We start from the raw sequence: 25,160 nt of genomic DNA, 5'->3' as shown, positions 1-25,160 counted from the left end.
CCTCGTTTTTCCCCTCGTCGTCTTGCCGCCTCTCACCTCTTTATATATAGCGTTGCCTACTCATGGTGGTAGGGTTCTCCCCGCATGATGGTGCATGCCCGATAGATTTGCTCGGCAAAGACCAGCCTCACCATCTGGTGGCTGAACGTCATGCGCGAGAGCGACAGCTTTTCGTTGGCCCGCTCGTACACGGCCGGCGAGAAGCCATAGGGGCCGCCAATGAGAAAGACCAGCCGGCGGGCCGTGTTCTGCCGCGCCTGAAGCCATGCGGCAAACTCCACGCTCCGCAGCTCCTGCCCGTGCTCGTCGAGCAATACCAACGTGTCGGAGGGCTGCAGGAGCTTCAATGCAAGCTCGCCCTCGCGCTCTTTTTGCTGGCTTTCCGTGAGGCTTTTGGTGTTCTTGAGTTCGGGAATCACTTTCACCTCGAACGGCATGTAGTGGGCCGTGCGGCCCACGTAGTCGTCGATGCCGGCGGCAAAATGCTTATTGACCGTCCTGCCGATGAGTATAAGTACTGTCTTCATCGCTGTAGATGGTTTTGCCCTTACGTACGGGACAGAGCGTTTCGTCGGGGCTGATGGCCTGGTACTGGTCGCGCCGTTTGGGGTTCATGGGGAACCAACCTTTCTCCACACGTTTCTTCTGGGCAAAGATTTCGCCGATGGACCAGAGCATGCTGGCACCCACCACACCCACGATGGACGAGACAATGGTATTCTCGATGAGCAGCGAACAGACGATGCAGACGACGCCTCCCACCAGGAAAAGCCACCACGGTTTGGTGCCCAAATAGTATTCGGTCTTGATGACAATGGGGTGGAAGAATCCGATAATCAGAAAGGTGCAGACGGCAATAATCAGGCCTGTGAAGTACAGCATAGGGTTGGCAGGGTGTTAATGATTGAATGGCAAACCGGGCGCGTGTCCGGTGTAAACGTGCGCAAATTTACGAAAAAATATCCATACGCGTGGGCCTGTTTCCGAAAATAATCACTATCTTTGCCCGTAAACACTTAAATATTAACATTCAACATCAACCATTATGGAAAATAACGCAGAGCTGATTGCCCAGTGTGAGGCAAAAGCCAGGCAGTGGTTGTCGCCCGCTTTCGACGAGGAGACGCGCCGGCAGGTGCAAGCCATGCTTGACAACAACGACAAAACGGACCTTATTGAGAGCTTCTACCGCGACCTGGAGTTCGGCACGGGCGGCCTTCGCGGCATCATGGGCGCCGGCACCAACCGCATGAACATATACGTGGTGGGCATGGCCACGCAGGGTTTTGCCAATTATCTGAAGAAAAACTTTAAGGACAAGCAGCAAATCTCGGCTGTTGTGTGCCACGACTGCCGCAACAACAGCCGTCTGTATGCCGAGACCGTGGCCCGCATCTTCTCGGCCAACGGCATCAAGGCCTATATCTTTGACGATCTTCGCCCCACGCCCGAGTGCTCGTTTGCCATACGTCACCTCGGCGCACAGGCCGGCGTGAACATCACGGCCAGCCACAACCCCCGCGAGTACAACGGTTACAAGGCCTACTGGGAAGACGGCGCACAGGTGCTGGCACCCCACGACAAGGGCATCATCGACGAGGTGAACAAGGTGAACATCGACGATGTGAAGTTTGAAGGCAACCCCAATCTGATCCAGATCATCGGCGAAGACATCGATGAGCCCTACCTGCGCCAGATTCGTACCATCTCCATTGACCCCGAGACCATCCGCCGCCAGCACGACCTCAAGATTGTCTACACGCCGCTGCACGGCGCCGGGCGCGTCATGATTCCCCGCTCGCTGGCTTTCTGGGGCTTCGACAACGTGCACTGTGTGCCCGAGCAAATGATTAAGGACGGCAACTTCCCCACCGTGGACCGCCCCAACCCCGAGTTTGCCGAAGCCCTCACACTGGGTCTGCGCGACGCCAAGGCGCTGGACGCCGACATCCTCATGGCCAGCGACCCCGATGCCGACCGTGTGGGCATGGCCTGCAAGAACAACAAGGGCGAGTGGGTGCTCATCAACGGAAACCAGACTTGTCTGCTCTTCCTTTGGTACATCATCACCAACCGCCAGGCCACGGGCAAGATGAAACCGACGGACTTCATCGTGAAGACCATCGTGACCACGGAGGTGATTCGCAAGATTGCCGAGAAGCAGCACATCGAAATGCGCGACTGCTACACGGGCTTCAAGTGGATTGCCAACGAGATTCGCCTCTCGGAAGGAAAGCAGCAATACATCGGCGGCGGCGAAGAGAGCTACGGCTTTCTGGCCGAGGACTTCGTGCGCGACAAGGATGCCGTGTCGGCCTGCTCGCTGCTGGCGGAGATCTGTGCCTATGCCAAAGACCACGGCAAGACGCTCTACGACATCCTGATGGACATCTACATGGAGTATGGTTTCTCCAAGGAGTTCACCGTTAATGTGGAGCGCCCGGGCAAGAGTGGCGCGGAGGAGATACAGCAAATGATGGTCAACTTCCGCAATAACCCGCCTCAAGACCTCGGCGGTTCCCGCGTAGTGCTGTGGAAGGACTATAAGACGCTCGAGGCCAAAGACGCCCAAGGCCGCACCACGAAGCTCGACATGCCCGAGCCGAGCAACGTGTTGCAGTGGTTCTGCGACGACGATACCAAGGTGAGCGTGCGCCCGTCGGGCACCGAGCCGAAGATTAAGTTCTACATAGAAGTCAAGGCTTCGATGACCTCGGCCGACCAGTATGTGGAGCTCGACCGGCAGGGAGCCGACAAGGTGGAGGCCATCAAGCGCAGCCTCGGCCTGTAACGGGCCGCCGTTCGCCACCCTGTCAGGGAGCGGCAAGCACGGGAACCGCACTTCGGGTTCCGCTGCTTGCCGCTCCTTTTTTCGTTGGTATTGTCCGTGCAATCGCCTGAACGATTGCCCGGCGGCTTGTCCGGCTTTTGTCTTCAGCCGTTAAACGCGATGCGATGAAGCGTAGATCGCGTTGCGATTACGGCCCAAACGCGCTGCGTTCTGCCCGTAATCGCAACGCGTTTGAACCGCGGACGCAACGCCGCCGGCTGCCGGCGGAATACGCCCGACGCCTTGAGCGCCCCGGGAAATCCAGCCGGCGGTCCATGCAGCCCCCGGTGGGGTCTGTGCCGGGCACGACACATGTCTTTGCCCCGAGGCCGGGATTTAATACTTTCTGCGCAGTGGATGGAGTTGTAGATTCAAGGAAAGGCAATTGCCGGAGTGCTGTTTCCGTCCGATGTGAGCGGGCACAAAAAAGGAGTACCGCTGTACTCCAACCTTGTTAACCTTAAATCTAATACTATGAAAAACACATTGCAAATTTACATAAAAATCGTGATTTATAAGCCAGTGGTAATAAAAAACCAAAAATAAATTCCCTGACGGCTTCCCTTGTACCGGTAGAAGTGTCAAGGCCAGCATAGATTTCCTTGTCCTAAACACATGCTCGTGGCACAATTTGTATTATCTTTGAGAGGTATTAATAATCCTCAAAATGTAGGCTTATGAGAATCGTATGCGGCCTTGACGTGCACAAAGATAGCATTTATCTTTGTATTTTGAGCAGCACAGGCGAAATTATTGAGAAAGTTTTCGGTGTTCTGACCTGCCAGTTACAGGAAATGCGTGATCTGATGCTCACACATCACGTAGAGGAGGCCGGCATGGAAAGCACGAGTGTCTATTGGATTCCTGTATGGCGTGTGCTTGAGCCGCACTTCAAGCTGAAGCTCATCAACCCCTACTTCATCAGGCAGCTTCCCGGCCACAAGAGCGATGTCAAGGATGCCCGGTGGATAGCGGAGTGCATGATGAAGGAACTTGTCCGTGGCAGCTTCGTCCCGCCCGAGCGCATCCAGCAGCTGCGCCAGTATGACAGGCGCATCTACGACCTTGACGATGAGATTGTCCGAAAGCTCGCCAAGCTCGACGCCGTCGTCCAGCGGTGCAACATCCGGCTGGGCAACTACGTGTCCAACACGGACAGCAAGAGCTACAAGTCCGTCATAGACAGGATCTGCGAGGGCGTGACCGACCCCAAGGTGCTTGTGGAGGAGATTCACGGCCGTATCATCAATCGCCACGGGAAGGACACCATCATCTCCTCGCTCACGGGATGCGTCACGGAATGCGACATGGACATCCTGCGCCAGCTCAAGGCCGAGATAGACATGGCCGGGCAACATAAGCAGGAATGCATGGACAAGATGCAGGCCGTCTGTGAAAGGGAATACTCCGCCGCATTGCAGAACCTACAGACCATACCGGGAATAAAGATGAGGGCCGCCACCTCACTGATTGCAGAAATCGGAACGGACATGGGCCATTTCCAGACGGCAAACCATCTTACTTCATGGAGTGGCCTGAGACCACGCAACGACCAGTCGAACAAGACCATAAAGTCACGCTGCATCACCCATGGCAACCGCTACCTGCGCCGCACCCTCATCCAATGCGCCTGGGGCGCGAGCCGCACCCAAGGCTGTTTCTTCAACCGCTTCTCCTATCATCAGACACAAGTCCGCAGAAAGAACAGGATGAAAGTACAGGTCGCCATTGCGCGCAAGATGCTTGTCTGCGCATGGCACATACTCAGCCGGAACGTCCAATACAAGGACTTCGACAACAGAATCGGGACTTCCGACGAAAACGGATGACACGATATACCGGTCATGGAAAGGCTATTATCTTTGTGATGGCACGCGACCTCGCTTTGCAAATTAACCCACGACATGGCCGGCGATGGAACCCAGTGTGAGCCCGGAGCTCGAAGAGGAAAGTATCATTATCGTTTATGCAGGCCTGGAGACGGGCCTGTACGCAACCAATATGGAACGAGGTGGCGAACTCCGGGTGTTTGAGTTACCTGGAAGGGCTTTTATTTTCGGTTTTATAGAGGAAAGATACGTTGTTTAGTCCATAGTTGCAAATAAATGGCCGGAATATAGTGTATTTGTAACATTTATTAGCGCTGACCTCCCCTAAATTAAGATCTGTTAGCCGTTATCTCTTGAATTTTCGGTATAGTTTCCATCCAAGCATAAAGGCGTCGAAGAGGCCCGCCCCCGTGTTGAGGAGGCTGTTTATGCGCTTGGCACGAGACGCATTCTTGCTCAAAGCCGCGGGCGGACTGAAGAGCGAGTGCCACTGGTTGCGGATTTTGCCATCGTCTTTCAGCATGTCTTTCTGCAGGAGTGACTTGCGAAGCTGAATCTCTTCGATGGTGTTGTAGGAGGCGGGAGAGGAAGGATTGGTGAGCATAAGGCCGGATTGACTTGACGGTTAGCTTAACAGGAGCGAGGCGAGAAACTTGACAAGCGGGCGCTCTATCCATTGCTTGCGAAAGGTGAGGCACAACAAGAGCATCGCCAAGTAGGCGCATGCAATGATGGCAAACGCCGCAACGCCGCCAACAAGCGGCATGAGGGCATAGGCTGCAGCGAAGCTCAGGTAGATCAACATGAGCGAAAGCAGCACGCAGAGTATGGCCATGATGGCGATGGCAGTGAGGATGCGCACCGTCTTTTCCACCATGTCCAGCTTGATGTATTCGCTTTTCAGTCCCACATAGTGCTTGATGGTTTCCACAAGCTGGCCTATGGTCTCTATATTCTGGTCGTTTGAAAACATAACAATTGACGAGGTTTACCTTCATGGTTGAGGCTCTCTGCCGGGCGGCAGAAAGCGAAAGTACGGATGAAACGGAAGACGGGCAGCGGCCCCCTGCTGTGATAGTGGCGTGCCGCTGCCCGTGCCCGTCTTGCGACATAGGAGCTTACTCGGCAGCTTCTACGGCATCTTTGATGTCGTCGACCAAGTCGTTCGCATCTTTGCGGTTGAGCTTGATGTCGTGTTTCTTACAGAAGTCGTCTACTGCGTCTGCGATTTTGCAGCGCGTCTCTTCGCCCTTTTCCGGAGCCAGAAGCAGACCTAAGGCCGCTCCGGCGATGGCACCCCCAAAGAATGCCCCAATGTAACCGATTGCTTTCATATTTTAATCTTTTCGTTAAAGTAAGAAATGTTCTTGTTGCAAATATAGCGATTTCGCGTAAAACGGCAAGGGTTGCGAAAGGTTTTTTTTGTTAAAAGGTGTCTATTTGCCTGATTTAACAAACTTTATGCGCCCTTGTTTTCAGCGTTTATGAATATTTTCGTAATTTCGCACAGCGAATATCAACAACTAAAATACAGAGAAATGAAGAAATTATCGGTAATGGGCATGGCCTTGTGCGTGGCTTTAGCTTTCACCAGTTGCAAACCGCAGGAGAGCGCCTACAAGAAAGCCTACGAGAAAGCCAAGGCTCAAGAAGAACAGTCGCAGGCTTCCCGGCCCGCACAGGAGGAGGCTCCGGTAGTGACTCCGTTGGTGGAAAAACCTGCCAGCCAGACCACGGTCATCAACGTGAACAACGCCACGGTGCGTACTGAAGACGTGACCGTGGTGAGCGGCGCCGGTTTGCAGGCCTACAGTGTGGTGGTGGGCTCGTTCTCGCTGAAAGCCAATGCCGAGGGCATGCAGAACACTTTGAAGCAGGGCGGCTACGACGCCCAGGTGGCTTATAACTCCAGTCTGAACATGTATCGCGTCATTGCGTCTACCTATGCCGACAAGGCACAGGCCGTGCAGAGCCGCGATGCCATCCGCGGCAGCCAGTACAATCCGAAGAGCGACGCTTGGTTGCTGTTCAAGAAATAAGGTTTGGGCCGAGACAACGACAAGACTTTTGCATATTTGGCAAGGATACTATCCATAGACTATGGCAAGAAACGCACGGGGCTGGCGGTGACCGACCCCCTGCAACTCATTGCCAACGGTCTGACAACAGTGGAAACCAAAGACCTGTTCGACTTTCTCTCGCAGTATGTGGTGCGGGAGGAGGTCGAACAAATTGTTATCGGCAAGCCCATGCAGACCAGTGGGCAGCCCTCGGAGAACCTGGCGAGGGTGGAAAATTTTGTGGGCAGATGGCGCAATGCCCACCCCGCGATTCCCATCGATTATTATGACGAGCGCTTCACTTCGGTGCTGGCCCACCGGGCCATGATAGAGGGCGGAGTCAAAAAGAAAGCCAGGCGTGAGAACAAAGGGCTTGTAGACGAGATTAGCGCCACGATTATTCTTCAGGATTACATGAACTCAAGAAAATGATATTACCTATCTATACTTACGGCCAACCCGTGCTGCGAAAGGTGGCCCAGGACATTCCCGCGGACTATCCCGACCTGAAACAGTTCATCGCCGACATGTACGAGACGCTCGAGGCCTCGTCGGGCGTGGGGCTGGCAGCCCCCCAGGTGGGCAAGTCCATCCGGGTGGTGGTGATCGATCTGGATGTGCTGAAAGAGGATTTGCCCGAGTATGCCGGGTACCGACACGCGTTCATCAACGCCCATATAGTGGAAGTAGACACCAAGTCGAAGCGGGAAACCATGGAGGAGGGCTGCCTTTCCATCCCCGGACTTAGCGAGAATGTGACACGCTACTCCCGCATTCATGTGCAATATCTGGACGAGGAACTGCAGCCGCACGACGAATGGGTGGAGGGCTATCTGGCCCGCGTGATGCAGCATGAGTTCGATCACCTGGAGGGAACGATGTATGTAGACCGGGTGACACCCCTGCGCAAGCAGCTCATCCGAAACAAGCTGCGCGGCATCATGCAGGGCAAATTCCACTGCAACTATCGGGTGAAGTCCAGTCGTAAGTAGTTTTTCTTTCCTCCTTTTACTTTTTTTGCAGGCATGAAGCGCAACATCATCGTCATGCTCATGGCGTTACTGGCCACCGTCAGGGCGGGTGCCCAGTACAATGTGGACCGGCTGATTACCAGCGGCGAGGTGGCCTTGCACTATGAAGATTATGTGCTCTCCATCCAGTATTTCAACAAGGTGCTGGCACTGAAGCCCTATCTGTGGCTGCCGTGGTACGACCGTTCGGTGGCCAAGTTCTATTTGGATGACTACGTGGGGGCTGAGCAGGATGCCACCAAGGCCATAGAATTGAATCCCTATATTGAGCAGATACTCGACCTGCGCGCCATCTCGCGCATCCGTCAGGAAAAATATGAGGAGGCCATCGGCGACTACACCAAGGCCATCAGACTGAATCCGTTGGTGTCGAGTTTCTGGCTCAACCGGGCCATCTGCCGTCTGAACGTGAAAGACTACGACCAGGCGCTGCTCGAAGCTGACACAATTATCCAGCGTTGGGCCAACGTAGCCACCAGCTATTCGCTCAAAGCGGAGGTCTATCTGAACAAGCGCGACACCGCGCAGGCCGACACATGGCTGGCCAAAAGCCTGGCCGTCGACCCCTACAATGCCGATGCCTGGACCACGCGCTCGTACATTGCCCTGAACCGCCGCCAGTGGCACGTGGCCGATACTTGCCTGAGCAAGGCCATTCACCTGCGGCCAAAATTGGCAAACAACTATGTGAACCGCGCTCTTGCACGGCTCAACACCAACAATCTCAGGGGGGCCATGGCTGATTATGACATGGCCATCGACCTGGAACCCAACAACTTTCTGGCCCACTACAACCGCGGACTGCTCCGCGTGCAACTGGGCGACGACAACCGGGCCATCAGCGACTTCGACTTCGTCATCCGGATGGAGCCGCAGAATTTCATGGCCATCTACAACCGTGCCCTGCTCAACGACAAGGTGGGAGACCTGCGGGCCGCCATCCGCGACTACACCGCCGTGATAGATCAGTTTCCTAACTTCTGGGCCGGATTGAGTAGCCGCGCCCGCTGCTACCGGCGGCTGGGCATGACGGCCAAGGCCGAAATGGACGAGTTTCGCATTTTCAAGGCACAGATGGACAAGCGCGTCGGCATACAACAGCGGTGGAGCAACAAGAAAATCAAGGAGATGCGCAAGCGGTCTGAGGTGGACATGGACAAATACAGCAGCATTGTTGTGGAGGACAAGCCGCGGGTGGAGCACGAGTACAAGAGCCAGTATCGCGGCGCGATTCAGAACCGCGACGTAGACGTAGCCTTGCTGCCCATGTATCAGCTGTCGTATTTCAGCTACGGCAACGGCGTGCGGGGCTATGAGGCCTACGACCCGGAGGTGGACGGTTTCAACAGCAAGCGCGACCCCTTGCGCCGGCTCACGCTCACGTGCAACCAGAGCCGCGAGAAGCTCACCGACGTGCAGTCCCGGCAGATTTTCCAGCTCATCGACGCCCTCAGCGAGGGCATCGGCGTGGAGAAAGACCAGCGTGTGCGTACCGCGCTCCTGCTGCAACGTGCCGTGGCCTATGCCGAGGCCCAGAACTACAGCGATGCACTGGCCGATTTGGACGACTATCTGGCTGTCGAGCCCGGCTCGGTCATCGGCCGATGGGAGCGTGCCGTGTGTCAGGCCATGCAGAACAGCTACGACGCCTCCAAGGGACAGAATGTGAGTTTGAAGGCTGCCCAGGCCGAGGGCGACTTTGCCGAGGCCCTCAAACTGGCCCCCAAGAATGCCTATCTGTACTTCGACCGGGGCAATCTGATGGCTGAGGGCAAGCATTACGACCGTGCCATCGACGACTATACCCGTGCTATCCAGATCGATCCGCGTCTGGCCGAGGCGTATTACAACCGGGGCGTGGTGCGCTGTCAGGCCGGGCACACCCAGGCCGGACTGGCCGACCTGAGCAAGGCCGGCGAGCTGGGGCTCTACGATGCCTATGCACTGGCCAAGCGGCTAGCCAAGGACAAATAGGCCCGACAGGGGAAATAAAAACCACGCTTTCATGGCCCCGTTCCGAAAATATATAGTACTTTTGTGGCGATTTCAATAAAACTAATTTGTAATATGGTTAAAATCACATTTCCTGACGGCTCTGTCCGCGAATACGAACAGGGGGTCACGGGTCTTCAAATCGCAGAGAGCATCTCGCCAGCTCTCGCCCGCGACGTTGTATCTTGCGGGATCAACGGCGAGACTACAGAACTGAATCGCCCCATCAATGCCGATGCCACCATCGCCCTCTACAAGTTTGACGACGAAGAAGGCAAGCACACGTTCTGGCACACCTCCGCCCATTTGCTGGCCGAGGCCCTGCAGGAACTCTATCCTGGCATTCAGTTCGGCTTCGGTCCGGCCATAGACAATGGCTTCTTCTACGATGTCATGCCGGCCGACGGACAGGTCATTTCCGAGAACGACTTCCCCAAAATAGAGGAGAAAATGCGCGAGCTGGCCAAAAAGAACGAGCCGGTGGTGCGCCGCGAAGTACCCAAGGCCGAGGCCGTGGCCGAGTTCAAGGCCGACGGGCAGGCCTATAAGGTGGAGCATATTGAGCAGGATCTCGAAGACGGCACCATCTCTACCTATACCCAAGGCCGCTTCACCGACCTGTGTCGTGGCCCTCACCTCATGAGCACGGGGCCCATCAAGGCCATCAAGATTACGAGCGTGGCCGGCGCTTTCTGGCGCGGCGACGCCAAGCGCGACCAGATGACGCGCATCTACGGCATCACTTTCCCCAAGAAGAAGATGCTCGACGAGTACCTTGTGATGCTTGAGGAGGCCAAGAAACGCGACCATCGCAAGATAGGTAAGGAGATGGAACTCTTCATGTTTTCCGACCGCGTGGGCAAGGGCTTGCCCATCTGGCTGCCCAAAGGCACCCAGTTGCGGCTGCGGTTGCAGGAGATGCTGCGCCGGTTGCTCAAGCCTTACAACTATCAGGAGGTCATCACGCCGGGCATTGGCGGCAAGAATCTCTACATCACCTCCGGCCACTACGCCCACTATGGCAAGGACGCTTTCCAGCCCATTCACACCCCCGAGGAGGACGAGGAGTACATGCTCAAGCCGATGAACTGCCCCCATCACTGCGAGGTGTACGCCCGCAAGCCCCGCTCGTACAAGGATCTGCCGCTGCGCATTGCCGAGTTTGGCACGGTGTTCCGCTACGAAAAGAGCGGCGAGCTGCACGGACTCACCCGTGTGCGCACGTTCACTCAAGACGATGCCCACATCTTCGTGCGGCGCGAACAGGTGAAGCGCGAGTTTGAAAACAATATCGACATCATCCAGAAAGTGTTCAATACATTCGGCTTCGACAACTACGAGGCGCAGATTTCACTGCGCGACCCGAAGGACACCGAGAAGTACATCGGCTCTGACGACATCTGGGAGGAGAGCCAGAATGCCATCCGCGAGGCCTGTCGCGAAAAGGGAATGAAGGCCAGCGAGGAGGTTGGTGAGGCCGCTTTCTACGGTCCGAAGCTCGACTTTATGGTCAAGGACGCCATCGGTCGGCGCTGGCAGCTGGGCACCATTCAGGTGGACTATAACCTGCCGCAGCGTTTCAAGCTGGAGTACACCGCCGAGGACAATTCCAAGGAAACGCCCGTGATGATCCACCGCGCCCCGTTTGGCTCGCTCGAGCGCTTCACTGCCGTGCTCATAGAGCACACGGCAGGGCACTTCCCCCTCTGGCTCACGCCCGACCAAGTGGCCATCCTGCCCATCTCGGAGAAGTACAACGATTACGCCCTCAAGCTCAAGACCTATTTTGATTCCCGCGACATCCGGGCCTATATAGACGACCGCAATGAGAAGATTGGCCGCAAGATTCGCGACAATGAGCTCAAGCGCGTGCCCTATATGCTCGTCGTGGGCGAAAAGGAAGCGGCCGAAGGCCTCGTGTCCATGCGCAAGCAAGGCGGTGGCGAACAGGCCACCATGTCCATGCAGGACTTTGCCCAGCGTATCAACAACGAGGTGGCCGAGCAGCTGAAGACGCTGGACTAATGTTCAATTCTAAATTCAGAATTCAAAATTTAAAATTACACGGAGGGTCTTAAGTTGTTGAACGTTGCAGTTCTGAATGCTGGATGAATCATCAACAAAACACGGTCTCTCTCATAAAAATGGCTTTCAGCACCTGCTGAAAGCCATTTTTTTGCCGGTTCAACGTTTTGTCCTTGGGCGAAAGCCATTTTTTTGCCGGTTCAGCGTTTCGCCCAGGGGCGAAAGCCATCTTTTTGTCGGTTCAGCGTTTCGTCGTTGGGCGAAAGCCTTTTTTTTGCCGGTTCAACGTTTTGTCCTTGGGCGAAAGCCATTTTTTTGCCGGTTTAGCGTTTCGTCCCTGAGCGAAAGCCATTTTTGCAGCCTCTCTGCAATGCAGGGGCAGCCCCCGCGTGTGCCCACAATCGTCCATGGGAATCATTGCGAATGGCAGACAAGCGGAACCAAAAGTTCAGCAGACACTATCCCATGAACAGGCTTGCACCATAGAGGAGCACGTAGTATCGGAAGATCTTGCCCAGTGTCATGCTCACCAGCGAAATGAACAAGTTGGCCCGCATGAGCCCCAGTGTGATGGTGATGGCCGACCCCAGAATGGGCAGGAAAGCAAAGAAGCCCATCCATGCGCCGTGCCCGGCCATGAAGCGCGAGGCCCGGTCGAGGCTTTGCTGGCTGACGTGCAGGTAGCGTCCTATCCACTCAAGTTTGCCCATTCGGCCGACGCCGTAGTTCAGCAGGGAGCCCAACACATTGCCTATCGTGCCATAGACCACCAACATCGTGGCATCCAGGCCGGCGGCCAACAGCCCCAACATGACGGCTTCACTGCTGAATGGGAGAAAGCTGCCGGCGAAAAAGGCCGCCAGCAGCATGCCCCAGTAGCCATAGTTTATGAGAAGATCGGTGATGGCATCCATAGATTATAGGCGGTGATGAGCACGGCCAGCGTCACGATGACGAGGAAGCAGATGTTGGAAAGACGCGAGTGGGCAAGGGCCAGATAGTGCCCGATGAGAGGCGCGGTGGTGACAATCGCCATGCCCAAGAGCGGGTCGAAGTGCTGCGGTTGCAGTATCATGAAGATGAAACTGCATGCAGTAAGCGTGATGAACAGCTCGTAAATCATGCGCGTGCGAATCTTGTCTTGATAGCTGTAGAGCAGGAAATGTCCCCCGCCAACAAGGGCCAGCACAAGCACGAATATGGCTGTCACCAGCCGGTGTTCGTCGAGTATGGAGAGGTCGAGCGGCATGCCCAGCTGCAACAAGCCGACGAAATGGTCGCCCAGAGCCTGGAGACAGCCCGTGTAGAACCTGTAGGCCGCCACAAACCAATAGGGAGTCAGCAGTCCCAGAATGGAGGCAAAGAAGGTGCGGCCACTGAATGCCAGCACATTGGTGGCCAGCAACACCCACAGCACCGGGACAAAAAACAGAATCTGGACAAACGCCATGCTGGCCACGCCGATGGCTATAAAGGCATAAAACACCTGCCCCGAGGCCGTTTGATTCTGGTAAGCCCGGAACAGAAAAATGAAGAAGACGATGTACGAAAGCTGCGTCACACCCACCCCCATGGAGGGCAGGAGGAAAGCCGCCGTTGTGGTCAGCACGAGAAAAGAACACGACACCGTGCGGCTGTAGATACGGATGAGGCTGTTGGCATTGTTGAGTTCCACCATCATCAGGGCGGAGACAACCAGCAGCAACACCTGCACCCACAGCTGGCGTGTGAGAAGCCCTGCCGCCAGACAGACCGCCACGGCATAGCCTGCCGTGGCGGGAAGCGTCCTGCGTGATTGTGCTATCCTGTTCTGTATTCTTTTGTTCATGCGGGGTCGGTCTACAAGTCTTGACCGATGTCTCTTCTGAAATATTTGTCGGTGAACTGAATTTTCTGGGCCTCGGAGAAGCTCTTGCGCAGTGCCTCCTCCTTGTCGTGTCCATAGGACGAGACTGCAATGACACGCCCGCCATGGGTCACCACCTGCCCGTTTTTCAGAGCTGTGCCGGCATGGAAGACGATGCTTCCCTCCACTTGGTCTATGCCGCTGATGGGATAACCTTTCTTATAGGCCCCGGGATAACCGCCGCTCACCAGCATCACGCAGACGGCTGCACGCGGGTCGAACTCCACCTTGCGGGTGTCCAGACGGCCTTCGGCCACGCCCTCGAACAGGTCCACGATGTCGCTTTTCAGGCGGAGCATCACGCTTTCGGTCTCCGGGTCTCCCATGCGGCAGTTGTACTCGATGACCATGGGCTCGCCCCCGACATTAATCAGGCCAAAGAAAATAAACCCTTTGTAGTTGATGCCTTCTGCTGCCAGTCCGTCCACCGTCGGCCGGATGATGCGGTCTTCCACCTTTTGCATCCACTCGGGGGTGGCAAAGGGCACGGGGCTCACGCTGCCCATGCCGCCCGTGTTCGGTCCCGTGTCGTGTTCGCCGATGCGCTTGTAGTCCTTGGCCTCGGGCAGAATCTGATAGTGACGGCCGTCGGTCAGCACAAACACCGAGCACTCGATGCCCGAGAGGAACTCCTCGATGACCACCTTGGCCGACGCGTTGCCAAACCTGCCGCCGAGCATTTCGCGCAGCTCCCGCTTGGCTTCGTCGAGTGTCGGCACGATGAGCACCCCCTTGCCGGCTGCCAGTCCGTCGGCCTTGAGCACGTAAGGAGCCTTGAGCGTCTCCAGAAACTTGACGCCCTGCTCTACGGTGGTGCCGTCGAACGTCTCGTAGGCAGCCGTAGGGATGTGGTGGCGTTTCATGAAAGCCTTGGCAAAATCCTTGCTTCCCTCGAGCATGGCACCGGCTTTGGACGGACCGATGACGGGGATGGCGGCCGTCCGTGCATCGTCTCTGAAGGCATCGTAAATGCCGTTGACCAACGGGTCTTCAGGGCCCACGACCACCATGTCCACGTGGTGGCTCAGGGTGAAGTCCTTGAGACGCTCGAAGTCGTTCACGCCGATGGCCACATTCTCGCCGGCAACTTGTGTCCCGGCATTGCCCGGAGCGATGTACAGCTGTTCGCATTTCTCACTTTGGGCAATCTTCCACGCCAGTGCGTGCTCCCGACCGCCACTTCCTAAAAGCAGTATCCTCATATTGTCTTTGAACTTTTATTCCTTTGAACTTTCTACTTTGAACCTTGAACATTGAGTTTTGAGCTTTGCCCTCCCGTGCCGGAATCAACCCGTCGCACGAGTCTCAAGTTCAATGTTCAATGCTACAGGTTGTCGTCGAAATACCGGCTGATGCGCTCGTGCAGATGGGTGGACTGGTGTCCGCGCATGTTGTGGGGCTCGCCGGGATAGACGAAGAAGTCGGGCTGCGTGCCGGCCCCGATGCAGGCTTTGAGGAAGCTGAACGCATGCTGCGGCACCACCACGGGGTCGTTCAGCCCGATGATGACCTGCAGTCGGCCTTTCAGTTCCTTGGCCTTGGGCAGCAGACTGCTGGCCGCGTAGCCCTCGGGGTTGGTCTGCGGCGTGTCCATATAACGCTCGCCGTACATCACTTCGTACCACTTCCAGTCGATGACCGGGCCGCCGGCCACGCCCACTTTGAACACGTCGGGGTGGGTAGTCATCAGGTTGATGGTCATGAAGCCGCCGAAACTCCAGCCGTGCACGCCCATGCGGTCGGCGTCCACGTAGGGCAGCGACTTCAGAAACTTCACCCCTTCCATCTGGTCGGCCACCTCGTTGTCGCCGAGATGGCGGAACGTGGCCTGCTCGAAAGCCTTGCCCCGGTTCTCGCTTCCGCGGTTGTCGAGGATGAAGAGCAGGTAGCCTTTCTGGGCCATGTAGGTCTCCCATCCCCGACTGGCCCAGTGCCAGCGGGCGTCCACGTTGTGGGCATGGGGGCCTCCATATACGTAGACGATGGTGGGATATTTCTTCGTGGGGTCGAAGCCCACGGGCATCACCATGCGGTAATACAGGTCGGTCTGCCCGTCGGCCGCCTTGATGGTTCCGCTCTTGTATTCGGGAACGGCGTATCCCTGCCAGGGGTCGTCGGCCGTGAAGTATCGCCGGGACTTGTGCGAGTCCAGGTCGATGATGTCTATATTGCGTGGCACGTCGGGTTCCGAGTAGCTGTCGCAAAGGTAGCTGCCGCTGCCGCTCAGGCTGGCCGAGTGCCATCCGCGGCCGTTGTCGAGCAGCGTGCGGCGGCCCGTCTTGAGATTGACCATCCATGTGTTGCGCTGCAGGGGGCTGCACTCGTTGGACGCATAGACCACCGCGTGCTGCTTTTCGTTGAATCCCAGCACCTCCATCACCACCCACGGGCCGCTGGTGAGCTGGCTCACGAGCCGGCCATCACGGCGGTACAGGTAGAGATGGTTGTAGCCGTCGCGCTGGCTTTGCAGCACAAACAGACTGCTGTCCCAGGGCAGGAACCGGATGGGGTGCAGGGGCTCCACATACTTATCGTCGGTCTCGCACCAGAGCTCGGCCAGCCGTTTGCCCGTGGCAGCCTCGTAGCTCACCAGCCGGCAGTCGTTCTGGTCGCGGTTCAGCTCGAAGAGAAACACCGTCTTCGAGTCGGGGCTCCAGGCGGGATTGGTGAAGTAACGGTCGGTGGGGTCGCCGCCTTGCAGGTATGCTGTGCGTCCCGTCGCGGTGTCGTACACGCCGATGGTCACCTTGTGCATCGGCTCGCCGGCCATGGGATACTTGGTGGGGGCGGGGGTGGCGATGCGGCTCTGGCCGGGCGCGGGCTTCCAGTCCACCTCGGGAATGTCGGTCAGCGGATAGTCGGTCACCATGCTCTGGTCCATGCGTGTGAACATCAGCTTCTTGCCGTCGGGGCTCCAGAAAGTGCCTTTCTCGTAGCCAAACTCGTCGCGGTGCACGCTCGTGCCGTAGAGCACGTCGCGCGAACCATCGGTCGAGAGCTGCCGGTCGCCGTTGCCGCCGGCCGTTGTCGCTGTGCGCACAAAGAGATTATGGCCACCCTCTTCGGTGTAGGCCATGAAGCGCGAGGCGGCGTTCCAGTCGCTGTTCCCGGCACCGGCCGTGCTCTGACTGAACACCACGGCATGCTTTCTGAAGTCCACCAGCACCCGTTGCGCCCCGGCCTCCACCATCACGAGCGGCTTGCCGGGGTAGGGGAACGAGGCATGGTAGAGGGCATGCAGCCGGTTCTCGCCGTCGGTGCCCATCCATTTGTTCATCTGGTCGAGGGTGAAGAGCGTGCGTTCCCGGCCCGTCTTCTTGTCCACGAGGCAGCACTGCTCCACGTCCAGCCGCACCAGCTCGTCGCCCCACCACGTGGTCCAGCGGTTGCGGGGCGTCATGTTGTGGTAGTTCGTGCCGCCGAAGTTCAAGTCTTCCAGCGTGAACTGCTTGCCGCCGGCCTGTGCGGCGGCGGGGGCTACCGGCCCGATGATGCTCGTCATGACCATCAATGCCTTGACCATCCAACTGTTAGTCTTCATCTTCAAAGCGTCTGTCGCGTCCAAATTTGCTGCCGCCGTGGCGGTCGCCTCCCTTGAAGCCCTTGCCGCCGCGGCCCTTGAAGTCGTCGTCGCGGCGGCGGTTCTTGAAGTCGTCCCGACCCTTGAAGCCGCCGCGGCTGCCTCCGAAGCCTCCGTCGCGGCGGCTGCCCCCGAAGTCGTCACGGCCCTTGAAGCCGTCCCGGCCGCCCCTGAAGCCCTCGCGCTCCCCCTTGAAGCCCTCGCGTCCCTTGAAGCTGGCGCGGCGGTCTTCGCGCTCGCGGCGGGCAAACACGGCGTCGTCGTGGCTCAACGAGTGGAAAGTGAACGAGCGGATGTCGCCCTCCTCGTTGGATTCGTTGGATTCCAGGCGCATCTTGAACTCGCGGTTCTTCTTGAAACGGTGCTTCTGCGCCATCTCGCGCTTCTCTTCTTCGGTCTTCACCACGCCGCCTTCGTGGCGGAATTCGCGCATCTTGCCGTCGAAGAGCGCGTATTTGCGGAACTCGCACTCCAGGCTGCCGTTGAACACCGGAATCTTGATGCTGGGCTTCAGACCTATCTGTTCAAAGCATTCCTCGCGGTAGCTCAGTATCCAGGCCTCGTTGCCGCCGAACTCATGCTTCAGCCGTTCGCCTATCATTTTGTAGGTGCCGAGCAGGTTGGGCGTGGAGATGCGCTCGCCGTAAGGCGGGTTCATCACGATGATGCTCTTCTCGGTGGGCTTGGTGAAGTCCTTGAAGTCCTGCTGTTCGATGGTTACCTCCTTGGACAGGCCGGCGGCCCTCACGTTGAGACGAGCCGTATTTACGGCCTTCATGTCCACGTCGTAGCCATAGATGTGGTGCTCGAACTCACGCTCTTGCGAGTCGTCGTTGTAGATGGAATCGAAGAGATTCTGGTCAAAGTCCACCCATTTCTCAAAGGCAAATTCCTTGCGGAACACGCCCGGCGAGATATTGCGGGCAATGAGTGCGGCCTCCACGGCCAGCGTGCCCGAGCCGCACATGGGGTCGATGAGGTCGCAGTCGCCCTTCCATCCCGTCATGAGAATCATGCCGGCAGCCAGCACTTCGTTGAGCGGGGCCTCGACACTCTCTTGGCGGTAGCCGCGGCGGTGCAGGCTTTCGCCGCTTGAATCGAGGCTCAGCGTGGCGTCGTCGTCGGCAATATGGATGTGCAACCGCAGGTCGGGATTGCTCACCGAGATGTTGGGACGGTCGCCGGTCTTCTCGCGGAACTGGTCGACGATGGCGTCTTTCACCTTGTAGGTCACGAAACGCGAGTTGCGGAACTCCTCGGAATACACCACGGAGTCCACCGAAAAGGTCTTGCCCTTGAGTATATATTCGCTCCAATCTATCTTCTGCACCTCGTCGTACACCTCTTCGGCCGAGCGGGCCTTGAAGTGGCGGATGGGTTTCAGGATGCGGATGGCTGTGTGCAGCTGGAAGTTGGCACGGTACATCATTTCCTTGTCGCCGGTGAATGATACCATGCGTCTGCCGATTTGTACGTTGTTTGCGCCCAACTGGGTGAGCTCTTGGGCCAAGACTGGCTCCAAGCCCATGAAAGTCTTGGCTATGAGTTCAAATTCCATTTTGTTTGAATTGTGATATTGTGGTTCCTTGGTCTTCGTCTCCAACGGCGGCGGTCTCTACCTGGCCTTGTTGTAAACGTGGGTCTGCGGGGCCATGTCGTCCATGACCCAGGTGTTGGCTCCCACCACGCAGCCCCTGCCGATGGTGATTCGTCCCAGCACGGTGGCGTTGGCATAGACCACCACATCGTCCTCGATAATGGGGTGGCGGGGTATTCCTTTGATGGGGTTGCCGGCGTCGTCGAGGGGAAAACTCTTGGCTCCCAGCGTGACTCCTTGGTAGAGTTTCACGTTGTTGCCGATGATGCAGGTCTCGCCGATGACCACGCCCGTGCCGTGGTCGATGGTGAAATACTTACCGATGGAGGCCCCGGGATGAATGTCGATGCCGGTCTCGGAGTGGGCCATTTCGGTCATCATGCGCGGGATGAGCGGCACGCCGAGCAGCAGCAACTCGTGGGCCAGCCGGTAGTTGGTGAGGGTTTTGATGACGGGGTAGCAGGAGATGATCTCGCCGTAGCCCGTAGCAGCGGGGTCGCCGTTGTAGGCCGCCGTCACATCGGTGCCCAGCGTGTGGCGCACGTGGGGCAGCCGCTCGATGAGCTGTGCCGCCATTTCGCCGGCGCGTGCTTTCAGGCACGCGAGCGAGTTGCAGCCGTCGGAGCCGAGCGAAAAGCTCAGTCCGGCCAGAATCTGGTCGGCCAGCAGCTTGTGCAGCCGCTCGACATTGACACCGATCTGGTATCTAATCGTGTTGATGTTGACTTGCGATTTCCCAAAATAACCAGGGAAAAGGATGGCGCGTGCCAAGTCGACAATCTCTTCAAGCACCTTGCCTGAAGGGAGGGGGTATCCGTCACAATGCTGGTGAAACAGTCCTTTCAACGATGCCGGCTCGGAGAGCCTTGCCACGGTTTCGGTCAGCATGAGGGTCGTGTTGTGGGCGCTCATCTCTGTGTATCAGTCTTTTCAATGGCAAAGGTACTAAATAATGCGGAAACGTGAACAGATTGCCCTCAATTTTTTTTCGGCTTTTCATGCAGGCCCACTGGCTTTCGGCGGCGGCCGGGGCCCTGCGGGCGTTTTGCCGTTGCGGCCTGGCGGCCCTGCGTTTGCGCCGTCATCGCGTGGCGTTTGCGGTGCATTCGCATCGCGTTTACGGCGTTGTCGCGCGGCCGTTACGGCGCAATCGCAGGGCCTGTGGCCGGCCGTTGCCGTGCGCGGGCCCGTTTGCGGTGCTTTCGGCTACACCCTCTGCTGCATCTGTTTCAGCGCGAGCATGTCCTTGGGCACGGCGGCTTGTATCTCCTCCACCAGCATTTGGCGCAGGGTGGTACGGATGAAGTTCTTGGCGGTCAGCATCACAATGTCGCGCGTGGGGATGGGGATGGCGAACGGACGGACGAGGCTTTTCTGCTTCTCCGTGAGTTGCAGTATCGCCAGTTCGGGGATGAACGTCATGCCCTTGCCGCTCTCCACCATGCGCATGAAGGTCTCGATGCTGCCCAGCGAGTAGGCCCTCTGGCTCTGGCTGGCCCCTTTGAGCTGGCAGAACTTCACGAGCTGGTCTCTGAAACAGTGGCCCTCGTCGAGCATCCAGAGGTATTCCCCTTTCAGGTCGGTGGTCTTGATCACCTTATTATTATAGAGGTTGTCGCCCTGGGAAACGTAGCCGAAGAACTGTTCGTAGAACAAATGCAGGCTCTCGAAGTCGTCCATGTCGTCGAGCTGGGCCACGATGCCCACGTCGATGTCGCCGTGGCGCAGGGCCCGCTTGATGTCCTCGGTCTTCATTTCCATGATGCGTATGTCCATCTCCGGGTATTTCTTCATCAGCTGTGGGAAGAATCTGGGAATCAGGTAAGGGGCTATGGTGGGCAGGATGCCTATGTGGAACGTGCCCAGCAGCGAGTGTTTCTCCTCCTCGACGAGCTCTTTCAGCCGGCGTGCGCGCACCAGCACCTTCCATCCCTGCTCTATCACCATGCGGCCGATGGGCGTGGGCACGACGGGCTGCCGCTTGCGGTCGAAGAGCTTCACGCCCAGTTCGTCTTCCAGTTTCTGAATCATCGAACTCAGCGTGGGCTGCGTCACGTTGCACGCCTCGGCCGCCTTGACAAAATGTTTGTGCCGGTAGACGGCCATCACGTATTCAATTTGTTGGAGTGTCATAATCGTTTCATTTTGTGTTGCATGGGCAGTTGGCAGACTGCCCGTTGGGCCATGATGACATGCAAAGATAGCCTTTTTCCCACATTCGCCATCCGATGGCGGCTATATTTTTCCCTTTTCCGCGACAAATCATCATAAATGGTGAGGCCCGTAAACAGTGGGATTGCGCGGCATGGATAGATTTCTTCAATGCGGGGATAGATAATATCTGTTTGAAGCAACGGGAAGCATGATTAACTTTGCATCGGAAAATAAAACAAGAGAGCAATCGTCAATCCATAAAAAGAAGCGAAAATGATAGCAATGGAAATGCCCCCCACGCCCTGCTTGCAGCAGGCACTCGAGCCGGAAGTGAGCTTCCGACTGGTGAAAAGTGAAAGAAACCAAGTCATAAACAACAAAAACAACAAGCAAATGAAGATACAAATGCCGCAGCTCCCCTATGCAGCCAATGCCCTGGAGCCCGTTATCAGCGAGCAGACCATCAGTTTCCACTACGGAAAGCACCTGCAAAACTACGTGAATACCATCAACAATCTGGTGGAGGGCACGGAGTTTGAGGGCCGGAATATCGAGGAACTGGTGAAGACCGTGCCCGAGGGACCGATGTACAACAACGCCGGGCAGAGCCTCAACCACACGCTCTACTTCCTGCAGTTCATGGCTCCGGTGAAAGACAACGCCCCCAAAGGTCGCATGGCCGAGGCCATCAACGCCGCGTTTGGCTCGTTTGAGGAGTTCAAGAAGCAGTTTGGACAGGCCGCCACGTCGCTCTTCGGCTCGGGCTGGGCCTGGTTGTCGCAGGACAAGGACGGCAAGCTCGTCATCACCAAAGAGGCCAACGGCGGCAATCCGCTGCGCAGCGGGCTCAACCCGCTCATGGGCATCGACGTGTGGGAGCATGCCTATTATCTGGATTATCAGAACCGACGCGCCGACCATATCGCCGCCGTGTGGGACATTATCAACTGGGAAGTGGTCGAGGGCAGACTGAAATAAAAGCCCGTTGCCGGAAACACCCCTTTTGGAATCATCATTAAAATATAAACAATAAACCCGCTTCCCCCGCGGCCTCGCGGCCATCTTCTTTGCCGAAGAGCCGGGAGGGAGGCTTAAAATCTCAAAAATTTATGGAATCAATTATCAACGCACAAGCACCCGAGTTTAAGGTAAACGCTTTCCAAAACGGCGAGTTCAAGACCGTTTCCAGCGAAGACATCAAAGGCAAGTGGGCCTTGTTCTTCTTCTATCCCGCCGACTTCACCTTCGTTTGTCCCACGGAATTGGTGGACCTCGCCGAGAAGTACGACCAGCTGAAAGCCGCCGGTGTGGAGGTGTTCTCGGTGAGCTGCGACACCCATTTTGTGCACAAGGCCTGGCATGATGCCTCCGACAGCATCAAGAAAATCAAGTACACCATGCTCGCCGACCCCCTCGCCGTGCTTGCCAAAGGCTTCGGAGTGTTCAAGGAAGACGAGGGACTGGCCTATCGCGGCACGTTCCTGGTTGACCCGGAGGGCAAAATCAAGGTAGCCGAAATCCAGGACAACAGCATCGGCCGCAATGCCGACGAGCTCGTTCGCAAGGTGGAGGCAGCCCAGTTTGTAGCCAGCCACGACGGCGAGGTGTGCCCCGCCAAGTGGAAGAAAGGCGCAGAGACGCTGAAGCCGAGCATCGATCTCGTAGGAAAAATCTAAGGACGGCTTGCTTTCCCATGCCTGGAGAATCAGTTTCAGACAGTCTTCCTCTACCGTAGGGGAGGACTGTCTTTGTCTCCAGAAACGGGCAAGGAGGGCTGAAAGCCGTCGGCAACGCTCGCAAGAGGGCTGTCGGCCAGCTTGAAACAACAGTACAAACACTCTCCGCCAAGGGGAGAAGAAAAGAGAAACAGCGTGTTAGACACAAACATTATAGAACAGTTGAGAGGCATTTTCGGCGTGCTCGAAAATCGCTTTGAGCTGCGTGTGACGGCCGACGAGGCCCATGAGCATGCGGCAGAGATGAGGGATTTTGTCAACGATTTCTGTTCGACCTCCGAGCATCTGTCGGCTTCTTTCGACGGAAGTCGGGCGGGCCGTCTGGAGTTTGAGCTGCTCAAGAACGGCGAGGAGACGGGCGTGAAGTTCCGCGGAATACCCAACGGCCACGAGTTCACCTCGCTCATCATGGCCGTTGTCAATGCCGACGGCAAGGGAAAGAATCTTCCCGACGATGCCATTTGCCGGCGCATACGCTCGCTCAAGGGCGACATCCGGCTGCAAACCTACGTTTCGCTCACCTGTACCAACTGCCCCGACGTGGTGCAGGCCCTCAATCTCATGGCCATTCTCAACCCGCGAATGAGCAGTGAGATGGTGGATGGGGCACTCTTCGAGGAGGAAGTGAGCCGCCTTAACATCCAGGCCGTGCCGTCGGTCTACGCCAACGGCGAGCAGTTGCACATCGGCCGGGGCGACCTCGGCGTGCTCTTGCAGAAGCTGGAAGACCGGTTTGGAAGCGAGTTGGACGAGAGCCGGGAGGTGGTGGAGCGCGAGTTCGACGTGGTTGTGCTCGGCGGAGGCCCTGCCGGAACGTCGGCCGCCATCTATTCGGCCCGCAAGGGACTGCGGGTTGCACTCGTTGCCGGACGCATCGGAGGCCAGGTAAAAGACACCGTGGGCATAGAAAATCTCATCTCCGTGCCCAAGACCACCGGGGCGCAACTGGCCGATGACCTGCGCAAGCACCTCTACAATTATCCCGTGGAAGTGTTCGACAACCGTAAGATCGACACTGTAGACCTTGCCGGCAGCCGGAAGCGCGTGCACGTGAAGGGGGGCGAGGTGTTCCTCTCGCCGGCCGTCATCATCGCCACGGGGGCCAACTGGCGCAAGCTGAACGTGGACGACGAGGCCCGTTACATCGGCCACGGCGTGCATTTCTGTCCGCATTGCGACGGGCCTTTCTACAAAGGCAGGCATGTAGCCGTGGTGGGCGGAGGCAACTCCGGCGTGGAGGCGGCCATCGATTTGGCCGGCATCTGCTCTAAGGTGACGCTTCTGGAGTTTGGCGAAGAGCTTCGCGCCGACACCGTGTTGCAGGAGAAGCTGGCCTCGCTGCCCAATGTGGAGGCGTTCACCATGGCGCAGACCACGCGCGTGCTGGGCAACGGAGAAAACGTGACAGCCCTGCGTGTGAAAGACCGCAACACCGACCAGGAGCGCGAGATAGCCGTCGACGGCGTGTTTGTACAGATTGGTCTGGCTGCCAACAGCGACCCTTTCCGCGACCATCTGCCGCTCAACGCCCGCAAAGAGATAGAGGTAGACGCTTTCTGCCGCACGTCCGTTCCCGGTGTTTATGCCGCCGGCGACGTCACCAACGTGCCTTTCAAGCAGATCGTTATCGCCATGGGCGAGGGCGCCAAAGCCGCCCTTTCGGCTTTCGACGACCGAATCAGAGGTGTGATTTGACGCGTGGCGGCATCGTCCAGGCCCTTTGTACAAAGGACTTCTGCGCCGGATGATAGCTCCGTTCTATCGCGTTATAGTTTTTTTCTGTTGCGTGGAACACGGATTCGCAGTATCTTTGCATCAGAAAAGAAACAAGAAGTGTAACCATCAAAAAAAGAAAGGAACAAGTTATGAACACATTGAATTATCTGGCTTTGGACGAGAAAAAAGTTGCCAACGTAGTAAGCGGACTGAGCCAATTGCTGGCCGACCTGCAGGTATTCTACTCCAATCTCCGCGGTTTCCACTGGAATGTGAAGGGCAAAGGCTTCTTTACGCTCCACGCCAAATACGAGGAGCTTTACAACGACGTGGCCGGCAAGGTGGACGAAGTGGCCGAGCGCATCCTGCAGTTGGGCGGCACACCCGAAAGCCGCTACAGCGAGTATCTGAAGACGGCCCGTGTGAAAGAAGAGGGCAACGACCCTGAATGCGGCCGCGAGGGCATGGTGAAAGTGCTCGATACGCTGGCCCTGCTCATCGCCCAGGAGCGTAAACTCGTGGAACTCGCGGGCGAAGCCAACGATGAAGTGACCACAGCCCTCATGGACGATTACCTGAAATCACAGGAGAAGACCGTTTGGATGCTGGTTGCTTTCCTTAGCAAGAAGCCTGAATAAGCGACACAAGAACATCAGTATATTATATTTTATTTAGCGACAAATCCCATGGCCGTCGGACGACGG

At 57.1% G+C, this 25,160-nt stretch carries 24 protein-coding genes; 11 read left to right on the top strand and 13 right to left on the bottom strand.

Going from position 1 to position 25,160, the window contains the following annotated elements; all coding sequences use genetic code 11:
• Window positions 1–56 precede the first annotated feature (56 nt).
• Window positions 57–527, bottom strand: a complete 471-nt coding sequence (rlmH, locus tag PREDE_RS08470) for a 23S rRNA (pseudouridine(1915)-N(3))-methyltransferase RlmH (RefSeq protein ID WP_005846506.1) — start codon at window positions 525–527, stop codon at window positions 57–59.
• Window positions 487–882, bottom strand: coding sequence for a DUF4491 family protein (locus PREDE_RS08465; protein ID WP_005846504.1), 396 nt, complete (start codon window positions 880–882; stop codon window positions 487–489). The genes rlmH and PREDE_RS08465 overlap by 41 nt, the downstream gene beginning before the upstream one ends.
• A gap of 163 nt (window positions 883–1,045) precedes the next feature.
• On the opposite strand from PREDE_RS08465, the gene PREDE_RS08460 reads away from it, so the two are divergent.
• Window positions 1,046–2,791: a phospho-sugar mutase gene (locus PREDE_RS08460; protein ID WP_005846502.1), complete on the top strand. Its 1,746-nt coding sequence runs from the start codon at window positions 1,046–1,048 to the stop codon at window positions 2,789–2,791.
• 716 nt (window positions 2,792–3,507) lie between these two features.
• Window positions 3,508–4,659 carry an IS110 family RNA-guided transposase gene (locus PREDE_RS08455; protein WP_005848072.1) on the top strand — a complete coding sequence of 384 codons (1,152 nt, stop codon included), beginning with the start codon at window positions 3,508–3,510 and terminating at the stop codon, window positions 4,657–4,659.
• 346 nt (window positions 4,660–5,005) lie between these two features.
• Here the strand turns inward: PREDE_RS08455 and PREDE_RS08450 are convergent, their stop codons facing one another.
• From PREDE_RS08450 to PREDE_RS08440, 3 genes are all read right to left on the bottom strand, one after another.
• Window positions 5,006–5,263 (bottom strand): hypothetical protein, encoded by a 258-nt coding sequence (locus PREDE_RS08450; protein ID WP_005846501.1) that lies wholly within the window; start codon window positions 5,261–5,263, stop codon window positions 5,006–5,008.
• A gap of 21 nt (window positions 5,264–5,284) precedes the next feature.
• Window positions 5,285–5,632 (bottom strand): phage holin family protein, encoded by a 348-nt coding sequence (locus PREDE_RS08445; RefSeq protein ID WP_005846499.1) that lies wholly within the window; start codon window positions 5,630–5,632, stop codon window positions 5,285–5,287.
• 145 nt (window positions 5,633–5,777) lie between these two features.
• The gene (locus tag PREDE_RS08440; RefSeq protein WP_005846498.1) at window positions 5,778–5,993 is read right to left on the bottom strand and encodes a YtxH domain-containing protein; all 216 of its coding nucleotides are present in this window, start codon (window positions 5,991–5,993) and stop codon (window positions 5,778–5,780) included.
• 204 nt (window positions 5,994–6,197) lie between these two features.
• Here PREDE_RS08440 and PREDE_RS08435 point away from each other — a divergent pair, with 204 nt between their 5' ends.
• The 5 genes from PREDE_RS08435 (at window position 6,198) to thrS (ending at window position 11,767) form a co-directional block, all read left to right on the top strand.
• Window positions 6,198–6,698: an SPOR domain-containing protein gene (locus PREDE_RS08435; RefSeq protein ID WP_015310380.1), complete on the top strand. Its 501-nt coding sequence runs from the start codon at window positions 6,198–6,200 to the stop codon at window positions 6,696–6,698.
• A gap of 36 nt (window positions 6,699–6,734) precedes the next feature.
• Window positions 6,735–7,151, top strand: a complete 417-nt coding sequence (gene ruvX, locus PREDE_RS08430; RefSeq protein WP_027952505.1) for a Holliday junction resolvase RuvX — start codon at window positions 6,735–6,737, stop codon at window positions 7,149–7,151.
• A complete protein-coding gene (def, locus tag PREDE_RS08425) occupies window positions 7,148–7,711 on the top strand; it encodes a peptide deformylase (RefSeq protein WP_005846491.1) in 564 nt (187 codons plus the stop codon). The genes ruvX and def overlap by 4 nt, the downstream gene beginning before the upstream one ends.
• A 33-nt stretch (window positions 7,712–7,744) precedes the next feature.
• The gene (locus PREDE_RS08420) at window positions 7,745–9,724 is read left to right on the top strand and encodes a tetratricopeptide repeat protein (protein ID WP_005846489.1); all 1,980 of its coding nucleotides are present in this window, start codon (window positions 7,745–7,747) and stop codon (window positions 9,722–9,724) included.
• 93 nt (window positions 9,725–9,817) lie between these two features.
• A complete protein-coding gene (gene thrS / locus PREDE_RS08415) occupies window positions 9,818–11,767 on the top strand; it encodes a threonine--tRNA ligase (RefSeq protein WP_005846487.1) in 1,950 nt (649 codons plus the stop codon).
• 35 nt (window positions 11,768–11,802) lie between these two features.
• On the opposite strand, the gene PREDE_RS14185 is transcribed toward thrS, so the two are convergent.
• From PREDE_RS14185 to PREDE_RS08380, 8 genes are all read right to left on the bottom strand, one after another.
• Entirely contained in the window at window positions 11,803–11,955 is a 153-nt protein-coding gene (locus PREDE_RS14185) for a hypothetical protein (RefSeq protein WP_168109904.1), read from the bottom strand.
• A gap of 270 nt (window positions 11,956–12,225) precedes the next feature.
• Window positions 12,226–12,681, bottom strand: coding sequence for a YqaA family protein (locus tag PREDE_RS08410; RefSeq protein WP_005846483.1), 456 nt, complete (start codon window positions 12,679–12,681; stop codon window positions 12,226–12,228).
• The gene (locus tag PREDE_RS08405; protein ID WP_005846482.1) at window positions 12,654–13,595 is read right to left on the bottom strand and encodes a hypothetical protein; all 942 of its coding nucleotides are present in this window, start codon (window positions 13,593–13,595) and stop codon (window positions 12,654–12,656) included. Before PREDE_RS08405 ends, PREDE_RS08410 begins: the two co-directional genes overlap by 28 nt.
• An 11-nt stretch (window positions 13,596–13,606) precedes the next feature.
• Window positions 13,607–14,875 carry a phosphoribosylamine--glycine ligase gene (gene purD, locus PREDE_RS08400; RefSeq protein WP_005846481.1) on the bottom strand — a complete coding sequence of 423 codons (1,269 nt, stop codon included), beginning with the start codon at window positions 14,873–14,875 and terminating at the stop codon, window positions 13,607–13,609.
• A gap of 122 nt (window positions 14,876–14,997) precedes the next feature.
• Window positions 14,998–17,214 (bottom strand): S9 family peptidase, encoded by a 2,217-nt coding sequence (locus PREDE_RS08395; RefSeq protein WP_005846480.1) that lies wholly within the window; start codon window positions 17,212–17,214, stop codon window positions 14,998–15,000.
• Window positions 17,204–18,811 carry a THUMP domain-containing class I SAM-dependent RNA methyltransferase gene (locus PREDE_RS08390; RefSeq protein ID WP_015310379.1) on the bottom strand — a complete coding sequence of 536 codons (1,608 nt, stop codon included), beginning with the start codon at window positions 18,809–18,811 and terminating at the stop codon, window positions 17,204–17,206. The genes PREDE_RS08395 and PREDE_RS08390 overlap by 11 nt, the downstream gene beginning before the upstream one ends.
• Before the next feature lie 57 nt (window positions 18,812–18,868).
• Window positions 18,869–19,762 carry a serine O-acetyltransferase gene (locus PREDE_RS08385; protein WP_005846476.1) on the bottom strand — a complete coding sequence of 298 codons (894 nt, stop codon included), beginning with the start codon at window positions 19,760–19,762 and terminating at the stop codon, window positions 18,869–18,871.
• Between the two features lie 294 nt (window positions 19,763–20,056).
• Complete coding sequence (locus PREDE_RS08380) at window positions 20,057–20,983, bottom strand: hydrogen peroxide-inducible genes activator (RefSeq protein WP_005846474.1); 927 nt, start codon at window positions 20,981–20,983, stop codon at window positions 20,057–20,059.
• A gap of 294 nt (window positions 20,984–21,277) precedes the next feature.
• On the opposite strand from PREDE_RS08380, the gene PREDE_RS08375 reads away from it, so the two are divergent.
• The 4 genes from PREDE_RS08375 (at window position 21,278) to PREDE_RS08360 (ending at window position 25,094) form a co-directional block, all read left to right on the top strand.
• Window positions 21,278–21,982 carry a superoxide dismutase gene (locus tag PREDE_RS08375; RefSeq protein WP_005846470.1) on the top strand — a complete coding sequence of 235 codons (705 nt, stop codon included), beginning with the start codon at window positions 21,278–21,280 and terminating at the stop codon, window positions 21,980–21,982.
• A gap of 131 nt (window positions 21,983–22,113) precedes the next feature.
• Window positions 22,114–22,680: an alkyl hydroperoxide reductase subunit C gene (gene ahpC / locus PREDE_RS08370; protein ID WP_005846468.1), complete on the top strand. Its 567-nt coding sequence runs from the start codon at window positions 22,114–22,116 to the stop codon at window positions 22,678–22,680.
• A 195-nt stretch (window positions 22,681–22,875) separates the two neighbouring features.
• Window positions 22,876–24,435, top strand: a complete 1,560-nt coding sequence (ahpF, locus tag PREDE_RS08365; RefSeq protein WP_005846466.1) for an alkyl hydroperoxide reductase subunit F — start codon at window positions 22,876–22,878, stop codon at window positions 24,433–24,435.
• A gap of 170 nt (window positions 24,436–24,605) precedes the next feature.
• Window positions 24,606–25,094: a Dps family protein gene (locus PREDE_RS08360; RefSeq protein WP_005846464.1), complete on the top strand. Its 489-nt coding sequence runs from the start codon at window positions 24,606–24,608 to the stop codon at window positions 25,092–25,094.
• Window positions 25,095–25,160 lie beyond the last annotated feature (66 nt).

The sequence above is a fragment of the Prevotella dentalis DSM 3688 genome (genome assembly GCF_000242335.1).
Lineage (GTDB): Bacteria > Bacteroidota > Bacteroidia > Bacteroidales > Bacteroidaceae > Prevotella > Prevotella seregens.
The sequence above is the reverse complement of the archived record's forward strand: the minus strand, read 5'-3'. Positions and strand labels throughout refer to the sequence as shown.

Excerpts from the sequence above, each read along its gene's own strand:
- rlmH (WP_005846506.1), bottom strand. The coding sequence starts at position 527 with ATGAAGACAGTACTTATACTCATCGGCAGGACGGTCAATAAGCATTTT.
- PREDE_RS08465 (WP_005846504.1), bottom strand. The coding sequence starts at position 882 with ATGCTGTACTTCACAGGCCTGATTATTGCCGTCTGCACCTTTCTGATT.
- PREDE_RS08460 (WP_005846502.1), top strand. The coding sequence starts at position 1,046 with ATGGAAAATAACGCAGAGCTGATTGCCCAGTGTGAGGCAAAAGCCAGG.
- PREDE_RS08455 (WP_005848072.1), top strand. The coding sequence starts at position 3,508 with ATGAGAATCGTATGCGGCCTTGACGTGCACAAAGATAGCATTTATCTT.
- PREDE_RS08450 (WP_005846501.1), bottom strand. The coding sequence starts at position 5,263 with ATGCTCACCAATCCTTCCTCTCCCGCCTCCTACAACACCATCGAAGAG.
- PREDE_RS08445 (WP_005846499.1), bottom strand. The coding sequence starts at position 5,632 with ATGTTTTCAAACGACCAGAATATAGAGACCATAGGCCAGCTTGTGGAA.
- PREDE_RS08440 (WP_005846498.1), bottom strand. The coding sequence starts at position 5,993 with ATGAAAGCAATCGGTTACATTGGGGCATTCTTTGGGGGTGCCATCGCC.
- PREDE_RS08435 (WP_015310380.1), top strand. The coding sequence starts at position 6,198 with ATGAAGAAATTATCGGTAATGGGCATGGCCTTGTGCGTGGCTTTAGCT.
- def (WP_005846491.1), top strand. The coding sequence starts at position 7,148 with ATGATATTACCTATCTATACTTACGGCCAACCCGTGCTGCGAAAGGTG.
- PREDE_RS08420 (WP_005846489.1), top strand. The coding sequence starts at position 7,745 with ATGAAGCGCAACATCATCGTCATGCTCATGGCGTTACTGGCCACCGTC.
- thrS (WP_005846487.1), top strand. The coding sequence starts at position 9,818 with ATGGTTAAAATCACATTTCCTGACGGCTCTGTCCGCGAATACGAACAG.
- PREDE_RS14185 (WP_168109904.1), bottom strand. The coding sequence starts at position 11,955 with ATGGCTTTCGCCCAAGGACAAAACGTTGAACCGGCAAAAAAATGGCTT.
- PREDE_RS08410 (WP_005846483.1), bottom strand. The coding sequence starts at position 12,681 with ATGGATGCCATCACCGATCTTCTCATAAACTATGGCTACTGGGGCATG.
- PREDE_RS08405 (WP_005846482.1), bottom strand. The coding sequence starts at position 13,595 with ATGAACAAAAGAATACAGAACAGGATAGCACAATCACGCAGGACGCTT.
- purD (WP_005846481.1), bottom strand. The coding sequence starts at position 14,875 with ATGAGGATACTGCTTTTAGGAAGTGGCGGTCGGGAGCACGCACTGGCG.
- PREDE_RS08395 (WP_005846480.1), bottom strand. The coding sequence starts at position 17,214 with ATGAAGACTAACAGTTGGATGGTCAAGGCATTGATGGTCATGACGAGC.
- PREDE_RS08390 (WP_015310379.1), bottom strand. The coding sequence starts at position 18,811 with ATGGAATTTGAACTCATAGCCAAGACTTTCATGGGCTTGGAGCCAGTC.
- PREDE_RS08385 (WP_005846476.1), bottom strand. The coding sequence starts at position 19,762 with ATGAGCGCCCACAACACGACCCTCATGCTGACCGAAACCGTGGCAAGG.
- PREDE_RS08380 (WP_005846474.1), bottom strand. The coding sequence starts at position 20,983 with ATGACACTCCAACAAATTGAATACGTGATGGCCGTCTACCGGCACAAA.
- PREDE_RS08375 (WP_005846470.1), top strand. The coding sequence starts at position 21,278 with ATGATAGCAATGGAAATGCCCCCCACGCCCTGCTTGCAGCAGGCACTC.
- ahpC (WP_005846468.1), top strand. The coding sequence starts at position 22,114 with ATGGAATCAATTATCAACGCACAAGCACCCGAGTTTAAGGTAAACGCT.
- PREDE_RS08360 (WP_005846464.1), top strand. The coding sequence starts at position 24,606 with ATGAACACATTGAATTATCTGGCTTTGGACGAGAAAAAAGTTGCCAAC.